Origin of the sequence: Serinicoccus chungangensis, from assembly GCF_001483745.1 — a bacterium.
In the GTDB taxonomy this organism is placed as follows: domain Bacteria; phylum Actinomycetota; class Actinomycetes; order Actinomycetales; family Dermatophilaceae; genus Ornithinicoccus; species Ornithinicoccus chungangensis_A.
In genome coordinates this window covers 86,266-100,978 of sequence record NZ_LQBL01000003.1, presented here as the reverse complement: position 1 = coordinate 100,978, position 14,713 = coordinate 86,266, and the positions used below count along the sequence as shown (strand labels likewise).

15 protein-coding genes, 4 tRNA genes and 2 pseudogenes are annotated in these 14,713 nt (G+C 72.5%); 9 read left to right on the top strand and 12 right to left on the bottom strand.

Translation table 11 applies throughout. From position 1 onward, the window contains the following. Window positions 1–18: 18 nt before the first annotated feature. The 5 genes from AVL62_RS02125 to AVL62_RS02105 form a co-directional block, all read right to left on the bottom strand. Window positions 19–1,107: an iron ABC transporter substrate-binding protein gene (locus AVL62_RS02125; RefSeq protein WP_058890038.1), complete on the bottom strand. Its 1,089-nt coding sequence runs from the start codon at window positions 1,105–1,107 to the stop codon at window positions 19–21. A 138-nt stretch (window positions 1,108–1,245) separates the two neighbouring features. Then, window positions 1,246–1,319 (bottom strand) — tRNA-Phe (locus AVL62_RS02120). 60 nt (window positions 1,320–1,379) lie between these two features. Next, window positions 1,380–1,453 (bottom strand) — tRNA-Asp (locus tag AVL62_RS02115). A gap of 24 nt (window positions 1,454–1,477) precedes the next feature. Then, window positions 1,478–1,550, bottom strand: a tRNA-Glu gene (locus AVL62_RS02110). A gap of 82 nt (window positions 1,551–1,632) precedes the next feature. Continuing rightward, a complete protein-coding gene (locus tag AVL62_RS02105; RefSeq protein ID WP_058890037.1) occupies window positions 1,633–2,712 on the bottom strand; it encodes a PHP domain-containing protein in 1,080 nt (359 codons plus the stop codon). 95 nt (window positions 2,713–2,807) lie between these two features. Between AVL62_RS02105 and AVL62_RS02100 the strand changes: the two genes are divergently transcribed. Next, window positions 2,808–3,239 carry a GNAT family N-acetyltransferase gene (locus AVL62_RS02100; RefSeq protein WP_058890036.1) on the top strand — a complete coding sequence of 144 codons (432 nt, stop codon included), beginning with the start codon at window positions 2,808–2,810 and terminating at the stop codon, window positions 3,237–3,239. A gap of 1 nt (window position 3,240) precedes the next feature. Here AVL62_RS02100 and AVL62_RS02095 read toward each other — a convergent pair whose 3' ends face one another. Further along, complete coding sequence (locus tag AVL62_RS02095) at window positions 3,241–4,626, bottom strand: NAD(P)/FAD-dependent oxidoreductase (RefSeq protein WP_058890035.1); 1,386 nt, start codon at window positions 4,624–4,626, stop codon at window positions 3,241–3,243. Between the two features lie 99 nt (window positions 4,627–4,725). Here AVL62_RS02095 and AVL62_RS02090 point away from each other — a divergent pair, with 99 nt between their 5' ends. Together AVL62_RS02090 and AVL62_RS02085 are read left to right on the top strand one after the other, a co-directional pair. Next, window positions 4,726–5,718 (top strand): pirin family protein, encoded by a 993-nt coding sequence (locus AVL62_RS02090; protein ID WP_058890034.1) that lies wholly within the window; start codon window positions 4,726–4,728, stop codon window positions 5,716–5,718. Between the two features lie 3 nt (window positions 5,719–5,721). Beyond that, the gene (locus AVL62_RS02085; RefSeq protein ID WP_058890033.1) at window positions 5,722–7,890 is read left to right on the top strand and encodes a chorismate-binding protein; all 2,169 of its coding nucleotides are present in this window, start codon (window positions 5,722–5,724) and stop codon (window positions 7,888–7,890) included. Here the strand turns inward: AVL62_RS02085 and AVL62_RS02080 are convergent. Beyond that, window positions 7,865–8,245 carry a hypothetical protein gene (locus AVL62_RS02080; RefSeq protein WP_058890032.1) on the bottom strand — a complete coding sequence of 127 codons (381 nt, stop codon included), beginning with the start codon at window positions 8,243–8,245 and terminating at the stop codon, window positions 7,865–7,867. The genes AVL62_RS02085 and AVL62_RS02080 overlap by 26 nt on opposite strands. Before the next feature lie 33 nt (window positions 8,246–8,278). On the opposite strand from AVL62_RS02080, the gene AVL62_RS02075 reads away from it, so the two are divergent. Continuing rightward, a complete protein-coding gene (locus AVL62_RS02075; protein ID WP_058890031.1) occupies window positions 8,279–9,121 on the top strand; it encodes an aldo/keto reductase in 843 nt (280 codons plus the stop codon). A gap of 159 nt (window positions 9,122–9,280) precedes the next feature. On the opposite strand, the gene AVL62_RS02070 is transcribed toward AVL62_RS02075, so the two are convergent. Then, the gene (locus AVL62_RS02070) at window positions 9,281–9,847 is read right to left on the bottom strand and encodes a YceI family protein (protein ID WP_058890030.1); all 567 of its coding nucleotides are present in this window, start codon (window positions 9,845–9,847) and stop codon (window positions 9,281–9,283) included. A gap of 81 nt (window positions 9,848–9,928) precedes the next feature. On the opposite strand from AVL62_RS02070, the gene AVL62_RS02065 reads away from it, so the two are divergent. Continuing rightward, entirely contained in the window at window positions 9,929–10,396 is a 468-nt protein-coding gene (locus AVL62_RS02065; protein ID WP_058890029.1) for a MarR family winged helix-turn-helix transcriptional regulator, read from the top strand. A gap of 34 nt (window positions 10,397–10,430) precedes the next feature. On the opposite strand, the gene AVL62_RS02060 is transcribed toward AVL62_RS02065, so the two are convergent. Both AVL62_RS02060 and AVL62_RS02055 read right to left on the bottom strand, forming a co-directional pair. Further along, window positions 10,431–10,733: a hypothetical protein gene (locus AVL62_RS02060; RefSeq protein WP_058890028.1), complete on the bottom strand. Its 303-nt coding sequence runs from the start codon at window positions 10,731–10,733 to the stop codon at window positions 10,431–10,433. A gap of 52 nt (window positions 10,734–10,785) precedes the next feature. Beyond that, window positions 10,786–11,169 (bottom strand): nuclear transport factor 2 family protein, encoded by a 384-nt coding sequence (locus tag AVL62_RS02055; RefSeq protein ID WP_058890027.1) that lies wholly within the window; start codon window positions 11,167–11,169, stop codon window positions 10,786–10,788. 132 nt (window positions 11,170–11,301) lie between these two features. Between AVL62_RS02055 and AVL62_RS02050 the strand changes: the two genes are divergently transcribed. The 4 genes and pseudogenes from AVL62_RS02050 to AVL62_RS16370 all read left to right on the top strand — a co-directional run bounded on the left by AVL62_RS02050 (window position 11,302) and on the right by AVL62_RS16370 (window position 13,367). Next, a complete protein-coding gene (locus AVL62_RS02050; RefSeq protein ID WP_058890026.1) occupies window positions 11,302–11,631 on the top strand; it encodes a PadR family transcriptional regulator in 330 nt (109 codons plus the stop codon). A gap of 2 nt (window positions 11,632–11,633) precedes the next feature. Beyond that, window positions 11,634–12,014 (top strand): DUF1048 domain-containing protein, encoded by a 381-nt coding sequence (locus AVL62_RS02045; RefSeq protein WP_058890025.1) that lies wholly within the window; start codon window positions 11,634–11,636, stop codon window positions 12,012–12,014. After that, a pseudogene (locus tag AVL62_RS02040) lies at window positions 12,011–12,809 on the top strand (ABC transporter ATP-binding protein). Before AVL62_RS02045 ends, AVL62_RS02040 begins: the two are co-directional and overlap by 4 nt. Then, window positions 12,806–13,367, top strand: a pseudogene (locus AVL62_RS16370) (ABC transporter permease). The pseudogenes AVL62_RS02040 and AVL62_RS16370 overlap by 4 nt, the downstream one beginning before the upstream one ends. 49 nt (window positions 13,368–13,416) lie before the next feature. On the opposite strand, the gene AVL62_RS02030 reads toward AVL62_RS16370, so the two are convergent. Together AVL62_RS02030 and AVL62_RS02025 are read right to left on the bottom strand one after the other, a co-directional pair. Next, the gene (locus tag AVL62_RS02030) at window positions 13,417–14,439 is read right to left on the bottom strand and encodes a zinc-dependent alcohol dehydrogenase (protein ID WP_058890023.1); all 1,023 of its coding nucleotides are present in this window, start codon (window positions 14,437–14,439) and stop codon (window positions 13,417–13,419) included. A gap of 164 nt (window positions 14,440–14,603) precedes the next feature. Further along, window positions 14,604–14,676 (bottom strand) — tRNA-Lys (locus AVL62_RS02025). Window positions 14,677–14,713 lie beyond the last annotated feature (37 nt).

The following is a 14,713-nucleotide window of genomic DNA, read 5'->3' as shown; positions in this document are numbered from 1 at the left end:
GGTGAGCCCGGCTGCCGGTCAGAGCAGGCCCGCCTCGGTGATCATCCCGATCGTCGTCTGGAGGTCCTCGAGGTCGTTGAGATCGATGTCGGGGGTCTCGAGCTCCTCGAGCGCAGGAAGACCGGCCGGACCGTCGAGGCCCTCGATCATGGGGTACTCCGAGGTCTGCTCGACGAAGTAGGTCTGCCCGGCGTCGGAGAGCAGGTAGTCGACGAGCGCCTGCGCGTCGCCGTCCGGCTGCTCCCCCACGAGGCCGAGGCCGGAGATGTTGACCAGGGCACCGGTGTCGCCGTCCGGGAAGAAGTGCAGGGCGACGTCCAGCTCCTCGGGAGGAACGCCCTGCTCGGCGGCCAGCTCGTAGACGTAGTAGTGGTTGACCAGGCCCACGTCGATCGCGCCGGAGTCGACGTCGGCGACGATCTCGCCGTTGCGCTCCCGGATCTGCGGGTCGTTGGCGGCGAGGTCCTCGAGCCAGGTGGCCGCGGTGTCCTCCCCCTCGAGCACGCGCATCGCGGTGACGAAGGACTGGAAGCTGGCGTTCGTCGGGGCCACGCCGACGCGGCCGGTCCAGTCCGGGCCGGTGAGGTCCTGGACCGACGCGGGCAGCTCGTCCTCGGGCACGGCCTCGGTGTTGTAGGCCAGGACCCGGGAGCGCCCGGTGAGCCCGACCCACGTGCCGTCCGCCGAGCGGTAGGTGTCCGCGACCAGGTCGAGGGTCTCCTGCGGCAGCTCCTCGAGCAGTCCCTCCTCGGAGACGGCACCGAGGGCGCCGGCGTCCTGGGCGAGGAAGGCGTCGGCGGGGGAGTTCTCGCCCTCCTCCAGGAGCTGGGCCGCCATCGCGGCGGTGTCAGCATACCGGACCTCCACCTCGATGCCGGTCTCGCTGGTGAAGGCGTCCAGCACCGGCTGGACGAGCTCCTCGTTGCGGCCGGAGTAGAGCGTGAGGGTGCCGTCGCTCGAGGCGGCGGGCTCCTCGCCGGTGCTGTCGGCAGCGGCGTCAGTGGTGGTGTCGTCGGAGGCGGGAGCCTGCTCGTCCGTCGGGCCACAGGCGGCGAGCGTCAACGGGAGCAGGGCGCCGACGAGGGCGAGACGGGTCACGCGGATCATGGGGGTGGTCTCCTCGAGGAGCGGTCCGACTTAGGTTGACCTAACTTCACCACAGGCATGATCGGCTGCGCAAATTCGTCGACCCCCGGGAACGCGAAAGCCGCGGGTGTCATCAGGGCAGACCCGCGGCTTGTCGCGTGGCCAGGGGCGGGGTCGAACCGCCGACCTTTCGATTTTCAGTCGAACGCTCGTACCAACTGAGCTACCTGGCCGGAAGTAGCGAGCCGGCGTGGTCCCCGGATCTCTCCGGTGACCACGCCGCTCCTACTCTGCGACCCCGACGGGACTCGAACCCGCGACCTCCGCCGTGACAGGGCGGCGCGCTAACCAACTGCGCCACGGGGCCTCGATTTCAGGTCGAGACCTGGTGCATCCCCAACGGGATTCGAACCCGTGTTACCGCCGTGAAAGGGCGGGGTCCTAGGCCACTAGACGATGGGGACCTATCCGTTGAGGACGACGATGAGCATACGTGATGGCGCAGGGATGGACCAAAACGGTCGGCGCCGTCCGCGTGGCTGGGCCTCAGAGCGCCGACGCGGGGTCCCGGGCCCACTCCAGCAGGCGCTCCAGCGGCCAGGTGTTGACCACCCGGTCGGCGGGCACGCCGTGGCGCACCGCCCGCTCGCAGCCGTAGTCGAGGAAGTCCAGCTGACCGGGGGCGTGCGCGTCGGTCGACACGGCGAAGAGGCAGCCGGTCTCCACGGCGAGATCCAGCAGCGCACCGGGCGGGTCCTGGCGCTCGGGCCGGGAGTTGACCTCCACCGCGGTGCCCGTCCGCGCGCACGCCTCGAAGACGGCGGCCGCGTCGAAGTCGCTGGGCGGGCGGGCCCGGGAGCCGCCGCGTGCGCCCCGGTCCCCGCGACGTGGCATGACCCGGCGACCGGTGCAATGGCCCAGCACGCTGGTGAGCGGGTTCTCGACCGCGGCGACCATGCGCCGGGTCATCGCCGTCCGGGCCATGGTGAGCTTGGAGTGGACCGAGGCCACCCGCACGTCGAGCTCACCGAGCAGGTCCTCGTCCTGGTCGAGGCCGCCGTCGTCGAGGATGTCCACCTCGATGGCCTTGAGGAGGGTGAACCCCGGAGCGGTCTGCCCGTTGACGGCGTCGACGACCTGCAGCTGGCGGCGCAACCGGTCGGCCGTGAGGCCGCGGGCCACGGTGAGCCGGGGGGAGTGGTCGGTGAGCGCGAGGTAGTCGTGGCCCAGCTCCATCGCGCTGGCCACCATCTCCTCGATGGGGCTGCCGCCGTCGGACCAGTCCGAGTGGCTGTGCAGGTCACCGCGGAGCAGCTCGCGCAGCGGCTCCCCGCCGGTGGCCAGCGGGGTGCCGGCCCGCGACTCGAGGTCGGTGAGCTTCTCGGGTGTCTCGCCGCGCACGACGGCCTCGACGACGGACGAGGTCGAGGGGCCGATGCCGGCCAGGTCCCGCAGCGTGCCGGCCTCGACCCGGCGGCGCACCTCGTCCTCGCCCAGCGGCAGGATGACCGCCGCGGCGTTGCGGTAGGCCTCCACCCGGCGGGTCTCGGCGCGCTCGCGCTCGAGGAGGAAGGCGATGCGCCGCAGCACGTCCACCGGCTCGGCACCGCCCGGTGCGTGGCTCATGCCCCCACTCTAGGCGCCCCCAGCCGCTGCCGGCCGGGCGCTGGACGCCCCGGCCGCAGCCCGGGCGGCCGGTGCGGTCGGCATACCCTGCTGGCATGGGCACCCTCCACGCCGCCAAGTTCGCCGACCTCGACGTCAGGACGCTGCACGACCTGCTGCGGCTGCGGGTGGACGTCTTCGTCGTCGAGCAGCAGTGCCCCTACCCGGAGATCGACGGGCGCGACGTCGAGCCCACGGCGGAGCACCTGTGGATGGACGTCGACGGGCAGGTCGCGGCGACCGTCCGCACCCTCGTCGACCCCAACGGCACGCGTCGGCTGGGCAGGGTGGCCACGCACCGCGACCACCGGGGGCGCGGGTATGCCGCACAGCTGGTCCGCGAGGGGCTGCGGCGGCTCGGCGACGGACCGGTCCAGATCGGCGCCCAGGCCCACCTGGCGGACTGGTACGCCCGGCTCGGGTTCGTCCGCAGCGGCCCCGACTACCTGGAGGACGGCATACCGCACCTGCCGATGACGCGGGGCTGAGTCAGCGCTTGGGCTGCTTGCGGAAGTCCTCGCCGAGGTACTCCAGGGCCAGCCGGGCGTACACCTGCTGCTCGGTGACCGTGCGCTCGGAGCGGTCACGGCCCACGAAGCTCACCGCCCAGTGCATCAGCGTCGCCAGCTGGCTCTTGAACCCGATGATGTAGAAGAGGTGCACCGCCAGCCAGGCGACCCAGGCGGGGTAGCCGGTGAGCTCGATCCGGCCGCGCTTCATCACCGCGCGGAAGCGGGAGATCGTGGCCATCGAGCCCTTGTCGAAGTACTGGAACTCCTGGCCGGTCTCCTCCCCGCGCACCCGCCGCAGGATCTGGTCCGCCGCGTGCCGCCCGCCCTGGATGGCTCCCTGGGCGACGCCGGGAACACCGTCCACGGCGGCGAGGTCACCCACGACGAAGACCTCGGGGTGCCCGGGCAGGGTGAGGTCGGGGAGGACCTTGACCCGGCCGGAACGGTCGAGCTCGGCGCCCGCCTGCTCGGCGACCTTGCGACCCAGCGGGTTGCCCTGGACGCCGGCGGCCCACACCTTGGTCTGCGCCTCGATGCGCTCCTGGCTGCCGTTCTCGGTGGACTCCAGGACGACCCCGCCCTCGTCGACGTCGACCACCTTGCGGCCGAGCTTCACCTCGATGCCGATCTCGGTGAGGCTGCGCTCGGTCTTCGCCGCCAGGCTGTCGCCGAAGGGGGCGAGCACCTGGTCCACGGCGTCCACGAGGATGATCCGCGCCTGCGTCGGGTCGATGTGGCGGAACTCCTTGCGCAGCGTGCGCTTGCTCAGCTCGGCCAGCTGGCCGGCCATCTCCACGCCCGTCGGCCCGGCCCCGACGACGACGAAGGTCAGCAGCCGACGCACGTCGTCCTCCCGCCCGGCGGCGGCCGCCAGCTCGGCGAGCTCGAAGGCGCCGTAGATGCGCCCGCGCAGCTCCAGGGCGTCGTCGATCGACTTCATGCCGGGGGCGTACTCGGCGAAGTGCGGGCTGCCGAACCACGACTGGTTGGCGCCGGCCGCGAGGATGAGGCTGTCGTAGTCGTAGACCATGTCCTCGCCGGCCGTGACCGCGGTCACCGAACGCTCGTCGATGTCGATGCTCTTGACGTCGCCCAGCATCACCGTCACGTTGTCCTGGCTGGCGAGCACGTCCCGCGTCGGCGGGGCGATGACGCCCTCGGAGAGGATGCCGGTCGCGACCTGGTAGAGGAGCGGCTGGAAGAGGTGGTGGCCGGTGCGGGCCACCATGAGCACCTGCACGGCCGGGTCGGAGAGCGCCTTGGTGGCGAAGAGGCCGCCGAAGCCGGAGCCGATGACGAGGACGCGGTGGGGACGGGGGGCGGACGGCTGCTGCGCCGGGGCGGACGGCTGAGGAGTGCTCATATGTCTAGTCAACAACACATCCGCGCCACGGGATTCCGCTGCAGCCCCCTGGTGCCCGCGGAGAGGACGAGACGTTGCTCACGGTGGGAGGATGGGGCGATGAGCTCGTTGGAGACGCGCCCGGACGAGGTGACGTGCGGGGACGGCCCAGCACCGGAGGGGGCGGTGACCGTCCTGACCCCCCGCGAGGTGCCGCTCGGCGGACCCCGGGCTATGCGGGTGCGCCGCACCCTCCCCTCCCGCGGACGGACCATGATCGGGGCCTGGTGCTTCGTGGACCACTACGGTCCGGACGAGGTGGGTCGGTCCGGCGGGATGGTCGTGCCCCCGCACCCGCACACCGCCCTGCAGACGGTCTCCTGGCTGTTCAGCGGGGAGATCGAGCACCGCGACTCCACGGGGGTGCACGCGGTCGTCCGTCCTGGCGAGCTCAACCTCATGACGGCCGGGCGGGGGGTCTGTCACTCCGAGGTGTCCGTCACTGGCGACGAGCCCCACCTGCAGGTGCTCCACGGCGCTCAGCTGTGGGTGGCGCTGCCGGCCGCCGACGCCGGGGTGGACCCGGCCTTCCAGCACCACGCGCCGCAGCCGCGGGACGTGCACGGCGGGCGGGTCAGCGTCTTCCTGGGCGCCCTCGGCGTCGACGGGGAGCAGACGCGCTCGCCGGTCGCGACGTATACCCCGCTGCTGGGGGCGGAGGTCGTCCTCGACCCCGGCGCGCGGGTCCGTCTCACGGTCGACCCCGAGCACGAGCACGGGGTGCTCGTCGACCACGGACGGGTGCGGATGGGGGAGACCGCCCTCGAGCGCGCCGAGCTCGGCTACCTCGCGCCGGGTCGCTCCGAGCTCGAGCTCGCCGCAGGGGAGGACGGTGCCCGGGTGCTGCTGCTCGGGGGCCCGCCCTTCGGCGAGCAGATCGTCATGTGGTGGAACTTCATCGGCCGCTCCCACGAGGAGGTCGTGCAGGCGCGCACGCAGTGGCAGGACGAGCTCGGGCACGACCCCGACGGCCGGTTCGGCGCGTTCGACTACCCCGGCGACTCCCTCCCCGCGCCCGAGCTGCCGCAGGTGCGGCTGCGCCCCCGGGGCTGAGGCGTGGCGGGCGAGGTCCTGCTGATCGACCACCTCGACAGCTTCATCTACAACCTGGCCGACCTGCTGCACCGCGTCCTGGGCCGCGCCCCCGTGCTGTGGCGGCACGACCACCCGGCCACCGCGCAGGACCTCCGGCGGTTCGCCGCGGTGGTCATCGGGCCCGGGCCGGGCCGGCCCCAGGTCGACAGCGACCTGGGTCTGTCGGCGCTGGCGCTGGGCCAGCGCGAGGTCCCGGTGCTGGGGGTGTGTCTGGGGCACCAGGGTCTCGCCCACGTGGCCGGGGAGACGGTGGCGGAGATGGACGTGCCCCGGCACGGCATCGTCAGCCCGGTGGAGCACGACGGGCGGGGGCTCTTCGCGGGCCTGCCCTCGCCGCTGCGGGTCGTGCGCTACCACTCCCTCGAGGTGGTCGAGCCGCTGCGTTCCGACCTGCAGGTCACCGCCCGGGCCGTCGACGACGGCTGCGTCATGGCGCTCGCGGACCCCGGCCGGCCGTTCTGGGGCGTGCAGTTCCACCCCGAGTCCGTCCTGTCCGAGCACGGGGAGCGGCTCGTGGCGAACTTCCTGGCGCTGGCCGACGTCCCGGTGGCGGCCGACGCGGGCGGGGCGGTGGTGGCCGTCGGCGACACGCTGCGGCCCCAGGAGCACCGTCGTGGGGGGCGGCCGGTGCGGTTGCGCGCCCGGCTGCTGCGCGAGGACGCGGCCCGAGTGCGGGTGCCCGAGCTGCACGAGCACCTCGTCGGCCGCGCGCCGAGCTCGGTCTGGCTGGACTCCTCGGACGGCAGCGGATGGTCGCTCCTCGCCGACGGGCGGGGGCCGCTCTCCCGAGAGCTGACCCACCGGGTGGGCGAGGGCGCCCCGCTGCTGGACCGGGTGGACGCCGAGCTGGACGCCTGGGCGCTGGAGGTCGCGGACGAGCGGCCCGGGGAGGTGCCGTGGCGGCCCGGGCTCGTCGGCTGGATCGGCTACGAGGTCAAGGCCGAGACCGGCGCCGACCCGGCCGGCACGCACCGCTCGCCGTGGCCGGACGCCTGGTTGCTCCTCGTCGACCGTGGGGTGGTGATCGACCACCGCACCGACCGGGTGTGGGCCGTGTGGGTCGAGGACGCGTCGACCGCCGGGGAGCAGGGGCGGTGGGCCGACGAGGTGGCCTCGGTCCTCGAGGCGGCCGGACAGCCACAGGCGGGGCCGTCCCGGTCGTCGGCGGCGCCACCCGGGCCGTCGGGGTCACCGGCGCTCGACCGGGTGGACGGGTGCCCCGCCGCCGCCCCGGACTGGACGCCGCAGGACGACGAGGCGGGGTATCTCGCCAAGGTGCGCCTCGCCCAGGCCCAGATCGCGCGGGGTGAGTCCTACGAGATCTGTCTCACCACGGCATACCGGACGAGCGCGCCGGAGCTCGACGAGGGGGTGCTCTACCGGGCGCTGCGGGAGGTGTCGCCGGTGCCGCACGGGGCCTGGCTGCGCGCGCCCGGCCTCAGCGTCCTCAGCGGTTCGCCCGAGCGCTTCGTGTCGGTGGACGCCGGCAGCGGCACCGTCGAGGCGCGGCCGATCAAGGGCACCCGCCCGCGCGGGAGCAGCGCCGAGCAGGACGCCGCGCTCGCCGCGGACCTCGCGACCGCGGTCAAGGACCGGGCCGAGAACCTCATGATCGTGGACCTGCTGCGCAACGACCTGCACCGCGTGTGCCGCTCGGGCAGCGTGCACGTGCCCCAGCTGTGCGGGGTGGAGACCTACGCGACCGTGCACCAGCTCGTCTCCACGGTGCGCGGTGCGCTGGCCCCGCGGATGGGGCCGACGGACGTGCTGCGGGCCTGCTTCCCGGGCGGGTCGATGACGGGGGCGCCCAAGGTGCGCACGATGGAGATCCTCGACGACCTCGAGGGGCGGGCACGCGGGGTCTACAGCGGCACGATCGGGTGGATCGGGCTGGACGGGTCGATGGACACCTCCATCGTCATCCGGACGCTCACCCGGGGGCCGGACGGGGACCTCGCCTTCGGCGTCGGCGGCGCGGTCACCGCGCTGTCAGACCCGCGGGAGGAGTATGCCGAGACCCGCGCCAAGGCGCAGGCGATGCTCAGGGCGGTCGACCGGGCAGCTGCTGCGGCGCGGACGGGGGAGCGGCAGGAGCTGGGCGGGGTCAGTCCGGCTGGTCGGGCCCGATGAGCCAGATGCGGACCGGCTCCCTCCCGGGCACCCCCGCCAGGGTGAGGAGGAGGCCGTCCTCACGCTGCTCCCAGCCGGCGACGGTCACGGCGTGGCGGTCGTGTAGGGCGCGCAGGACACGACCGAGGTTGCCCGGGGCCGCGCCGCCGACGAGGAAGGTGGTGGAGTCGGCCAGCCGCAGCCGACCGACGCCCTGGATGGGGCCCGGCGTGATCCCGCGGACGGGCACCCGGCGCGCGACCAGCCCCGGCAGCTGCAGCTGCAGGTGCCGGCTCAGGCGCAGCTGGGCCGCCGCCTCGTCCCGGCGGTCCCACCGCTCCCGCTCGGGGTCACCGGGCAGGTCGTCCCATGCCATGCCCCCCAGTGTGCCCGACGTTTCGTGGGATGCATGACGAGTCAGCCAACGATCACCCTCAGCCCCGATGTCACCATCCCCCAGCTCGGCTTCGGCACCTTCCAGGTGGACGAGAAGGAGACCCAGCGGGTCGTGGAGGCTGCGCTGGAGGCCGGCTACCGGCACATCGACACCGCCGCGGGCTACTACAACGAGGCGGGGGTCGGCGCGGCTCTCCGGGCCAGCGGCCTGGCCCGGGACGAGGTCTTCCTCACGACGAAGCTGCGCAACGGGGACCAGGGGCGCGAGCGGGCGAGGGCGGCCTTCGAGAACTCCCGCGAGGCGCTCGGCGTGGACGCCGTGGACCTCTACCTCATCCACTGGCCGGTGCCCGGCAAGGGCCTCGCGGGGCAGACCTGGGAGGTCTTCGAGGAGCTGCAGGGCGAGGGTGCCGTCCGGGCCATCGGTGTGTCCAACTTCCTCCCCGACCACCTCGCCGAGCTGCTGAGGAGCGCGTCGGTGACGCCTGCGGTCAACCAGATCGAGGTCCACCCCTCCTTCCAGCAGCCGCAGACCCAGCGGGCCTCCCGCGAGGCCGGGGTGGCGGTCGAGGCCTACGCGCCCATCGGCCAGGGCGCCGACCTCGAGCTCGCGCCGGTGACCGAGGCGGCGCAGGCGCACGGCGTCAGCCCGGCACAGGTCGTCATCCGGTGGCACCTGCAGGAGGGCCGCATCGTCATCCCCAAGTCCGCGACCCCGGAGCGCATCGTCTCCAACGCCGACGTCTTCGGCTTCGAGCTGGACGAGGCGCAGATGAGCGCGATCAGCGGTCTCGACACGGACGAGCGGATGTTCCCGGACCCGCAGACCGCGGAGTTCACGCAGTTCCGCAGCTGAGCGCGCGGCACACGCGGGCGGGCGCCGCCTGCGTCGTGCGCAGGGCGTCCGGTGAGTCGTCCCCGGACATGACGACGGCCCCGCCGGGTCACAGGTCCAGCGGGGCCGCGCTCACCCCGGACCGGTTGCAGGCACGGTCCGGGGGAGTGTGTGGCGAGATCAGACGGACTTGATGGCCGAGATCTCGAACTCCAGGGTAACCTTCTCCGCGACCAGGACACCACCGGTCTCCAGCGCGGCGTTCCAGGTGAGGCCGAAGTCCTTGCGGTTGACGACGGTGGAGCCCTCGAAGCCGATGCGCTGGTTGCCGAACGGGTCGGTCGCGGCTCCAGCGTACTCGAAGTCGACGGTGACGGGGCGGGTGACGTCCTTGATCGTCAGGTCGCCCGTGACGCGCAGCGTGTCGTCGTCCACCGCGGTGACCTCGGTCGAGGTGAAGGTCATCGTGGGGTAGTTCTCGACGTCGAAGAAGTCCGGCGAGCGCAGGTGCCCGTCCCGGTCCGCGGAGCGCGTGTCGACCGAGGCGACCTGCATGGTCAGCTGCACGGAGGCGTCCTGGAGGCCGGGGCCGGTGGTGGCGCTGCCCTCGATCTCGTTGAAGGCGCCGCGGACCTTGGTGACCATCGCGTGCCGGGTCGAGAAGCCGACACGGCTGTGCGAGGCGTCGATGGCGTAGGTGCCGTCCAGGTCGTGCAGGGAGGTGGAGGTGGGGGTGACGTCGGTCATGAGGGTCCTTCCCGAGTAGTTGATCGGTCAACTGTCACTGTAGATGTTGTTGACGTGTCACGCAAGTGTTAGTCTGGACCCATGCCCACCGCACCCGCCGCTCCCTGGCTCGACGAGGACGAGATGCGTCTGTGGCGCGCCTGGCTGCGCGTGCAGACCGAGCTGCCGGCAGCCATGGGGAGAGCGCTCCACGAGGACAGCGACCTGTCGTTGCAGGACTTCGAGACCCTGGTGCGGCTCTCGGAATCGGGGGAGGGGCGGCTGCGCGTGTCGGCGCTGGCCGACGAGATGCACTGGGAGCGGTCGAGGCTCTCGCACCACCTGCGCCGCATGGGCGCCCGGGGGCTGGTGGAGAAGGTGGAGTGCGCGGAGGACGGCCGCGGGTCGTTCGTGGTGCTGACCCCGGCCGGTCGGGAGGCCCTGGAGGGCGCCGCTCCCGACCACGTGCGCACGGTCCGTCAGGTCTTCCTCGACGGGATGAGCGCGCAGGAGCGCGACGCTCTCCTGCGGGTGCTCACCCGCGTGCTGGACCGGGTGGACCCGGCCTGACGCGAGCTGACGCGGCGGGCCGGGTGCCCGCTAGTCAGTGCTCGTCGTAGTGGTCGCCGTGGGGGGCGTGACGGTGCTCGCCGTGGAGGTAGTCGACGTGGTTGCCGTGCTCGACCGTCTCGTGGCCGCACCCCTCGCCGTGGGTGTGGTCGTGGTCGTGGTCCTGCGCCGCGACGTGGGCGTCGGACTCGTGCTCGTCGTAGTGGTCCTCGTGCGGATGGTGGGCGTGCCCGTCGTGCAGGTAGTCGGTGTGCCCGTCGTGCTCCACGGCGACGTGCCCGCAGCTCTCGCCGTGCTGGTGGGTGTGCGTGCCGTGGGTGTCATGGGTGACGGTCATGATGCTCCTTCGGGTCCTGTCGGCCTGCGCACCCCAGCATAGGTCCGGGTGGTCAGTCAGAGGTCGGATCGGGCGCCGGGGCCGGCTCGATCGTCAGGCGCCGGATGACGCCGTAGTCGGTGAGGAAGCGCTGGCGCAGGGTGGCGGTCCCGCCCGGGAAGGCTCCGTCGATGCGGACGAGGACGTCCACGGTCCGGTCGTCGACGACCGTGTGGCCGAGCAGGGTGGTGGTGTGCTCCACGGCGGTGGCCGACTCGATGACCCACTCGGAGACCGCGTCGATGCCCGTGTGCGTCCTGCCGTCGTCCTCCACCACCGCGTCCGGGGCGAAGAGGGCGGCGGCGTCGGCATACCGGCCGGTGTCGCGCGCGGTCAGGTAGGCGCGCACCAGTCCGGGGAGGTAGCGGGTCTGCTCGGGGTCGAGGGTGGGTGTCACGGGTCTCCTCCGTCGCTCGGGTCCCTCCCAGTATGGGTGCCCGGTCCGACAGGTGCTCGGACCCTTGCGCCCCTCGGTGCCTAGTCATACTATGTACCGGTAGTCAGCAACACTGAGTAGACGGGAGCGGCGGTGGGCAGGCAGTCGACGGAGATGCTCAAGGGCGTCCTCGAGGGCGTCGTCCTGGCCTTGCTGTCCACGCGTCCCGCCTACGGCTACGAGATCACCGCGCGGCTGCGCGACCAGGGGTTCACCGACCTCGCCGAGGGGACGGTGTACGCGTTGCTCATCCGCATCGAGCAACGCGGCCTGGTCGACGTCGAGAGGGTGCCCTCGGAGAAGGGTCCGCCGCGCAAGGTCTTCACCCTCAACGCCCGCGGTCGCGAGGACCTCACCGAGTTCTGGAGGACCTGGAGCTTCCTCACCGAACGACTGGACCAGCTCCGAGAGGATGGTGCGTGAGCATGGCGGCACGCTGGATCGAGAGGGTGACCGGCCCGTGGGAGCAGAAGCGGCGCTACTGGCGCTACAAGGTTCGGCGCCGGGCCCTCCCTGCCCACCACCGCACCGCGGTCGAAGGCCTGGACCGGTATGTCGTGGTGACGGGCGGCATCGCCCGCGGTGACGTGCTGGTGCAGATGCTGGAGGACCTCGTCGAGCTCTTCGAGCAGAGCGCGGCCGACGGTCTGTCCGTCACCGACGTCGTGGGCGCGGACCCGGTCGAGTTCGCCGAGACCTTCCTCGCCACCTACGACGACGCACGGTGGGTGACCCACCAGCGGCGGCGGCTCGACGAGACCATCGCCCGCGCCTCCTCCCTCGAGCAGCACGGAGCGCGGGGATGACGACCACCACCGCCGGGCCCACGATCGAGGTGCACGGCCTGAGGAAGTCCTTCGGCGGCGTCGACGTCCTCCGCGGCATCGACCTCGAGGTCGACCGGGGCAGCATTCACGCCCTCCTGGGCGCGAACGGCGCCGGCAAGACCACCCTGGTGCGCATCCTGTCGACGCTCCTGCCCCCGGATGCCGGCACCGCGACGGTCTGCGACCTCGACGTGGTGACCCGGGCCGCCGAGGTCCGTGGCTCGATCAGCCTCACCGGCCAGTTCGCCGCCGTCGACGAGGTCCTCACCGGCCGGGAGAACCTGGTGCTCATGGGTCAGCTCTGGCACCTGCCGGGCCCGCGCGGGCGCGCGCGGGAGCTGCTCGAGCAGTTCTCCCTCGTCGAGGCGGGCGGTCGGCGCGTGGCGACCTACTCGGGAGGTATGCGGCGGCGCCTCGACATCGCCATGAGCCTGACGGGGCGCCCACCGGTGGTCTTCCTCGACGAGCCGACCACCGGCCTCGACCCGCAGGGGCGCCTCGAGGTGTGGGACGCCGTCCACCCTGGCCGCCGCCGGCACCACCGTGCTGCTGACGACGCAGTACCTCGAGGAGGCGGAGAACCTCGCCGACCGCATCGCGATCCTGCATCGCGGCAAGGTCCTCGTCGAGGGCACCCTCACCGAGCTGCGCGCCCTGCTGCCCCCCACCACGGTGGAGTACGTCGAGAAGCAGCCGACCCTGGAGGAGATCTTCCTGGCGCTCGTCGGGGACGACCCGGCCGACGCCGGCGAGCACGTGGAGGACGGACGATGAGCACGCACGCCCTGCACGAGACGGCCGCGCTGACCCGCCGATCGCTGCGCCACGTCCTGCGCAGCCCCGACACGATCGTCACGACGGCGGTCATGCCCATCGCCTTCCTGCTGCTCTTCGTCTACGTCTTCGGTGGCGCGATCGAGGCCGGCGTGGAGGGCCCGGCGGCCGGGTCGTCGGGCGGGGAGGCCTACGTCGACTACCTGCTGCCGGGCATCCTGCTCATCACCATCGCGACCGGTGTCGCCTACACGGCATACCGCGTGTTCCTGGACCTGCGAGGGGGCCCGGTCCCTGGACGGCGCGACCGCCTTCTCCTACCCCCTGATCTTCCTGCCCTTCCTCAGCTCGGCCTTCGTGCCCACCGCCACCATGCCCGCACCGGTCCGGTGGTTCGCCGAGCACCAACCGGTGACCTCCGTCGTGGACAGCCTGCGGGCCCTGCTGGCCGGAGACCCGGTCGGTGGGGAGATCTGGGTGGCGCTCGCCTGGTGCGTCGGCGCCCTCGTGCTGGCCTACACGGTCGCCGTGGTGCTGTTCCGGCGTCGCGTGGGGTAGCCCCTCCTGCCCGCCCACGGGAAGGAGGGATGCTGTACGGGCTGCCTGCCTAGGCGCTCGCGGACAGGTCGAAGACGAGGCGCGCGGGGACGCGACCCGAGAGCACCTCCTCGAAGCAGTCGTTGACGTCCTCGAGGCGCCGTGGCTCGGCGACGACGCGGGTGCGTCCCTGGGCGTGCAGGGCGAAGCAGTCGGCGAGGTCGTTGCGGGTGCCCACGAGCGAGCCGATCACCGAGATCCCCCTGAGGACGGTCTCGAACACCGGCAGCTCCAGCCGGTTGTCCGCGGGCAGCCCGACCAGCACGAGCCGTCCGCCCGGGTTGAGCGAGGCGTGCGCCGCGTGCATGGCCGCGGGGGAGGGCACGGTGACCAGCGCCACGTCCACCCCACCCAGTGCGGCCAGCTCCTCCTCCTGCCGGCCCGACCGGGCGTCGACCGTGTGGTCGGCCCCCAGCTCGCCGGCGAGCTGCAGCTTCTCGTCCTCGACGTCCACCGCCACCGTCCTGGCCCCGAACACCGAGGCGTACTGGAGGCCGAGGTGACCCAGCCCACCGATCCCGACCACCATGACGGTCTCGTTCGGCTGCGGGTGGGCGACCTTGAGCGCCTTGAACGTCGTGACGCCCGCACAGGTGAGCGGGGCGGCGTCGAAGGAGGTGACCCCCTGGGGCACGGGGACGACGTGCGAGGCGTGCGCGAGCACGTACTCGGCATACCCGCCGTCCACGGTGTAACCGGTGTACTGGGGGCTCAGGCAGTAGGTCTCCCAGCCTGCGACGCAGTAGCGGCAGTGGCCGCAGGCGTGACCCAGCCACGGGACCGCCACCCGGTCACCCTCCTCCACGGGGAGGTCGCCGTCCCCGCGGGCGACCACCGTGCCGACGCCCTCGTGGCCCGGGATGAGCGGCATCTTCGGGCGGACCGGCCACTCTCCGCGGGCGGCATGGATGTCGGTGTGGCACAGCCCGGAGGCCTCGACCTTGACGAGGACCTGACCCGGGCCCGGTTCGGGGACGGGGACGTCACGGATCTCCAGAGGGGCTCCGAGCGAGGGGACGACGGCGGCTTTCATCTCGATCCTTCCGTTCGATGGGGACCTGCAGCGCCGCAGGAGGGCGCGGGGCCAGAATACTACGTATCGTAGTATCTCGGTGCGGGTGAGCGCTCAGGTGCGAGGGAAGAAGGCCCGTGGACGTCGGCCGCGTCAGACGGGTGAGGCCGGACCCGGCCTGGACGTGGGCCCCGTGGGGCTCGAACCCACAACCTACGGATTAAAAGTCCGCAGCTCTGCCAATTGAGCTAGAGGCCCGCAGCCGGTGCACGAGGACCGACCGCGACGTCCCAGG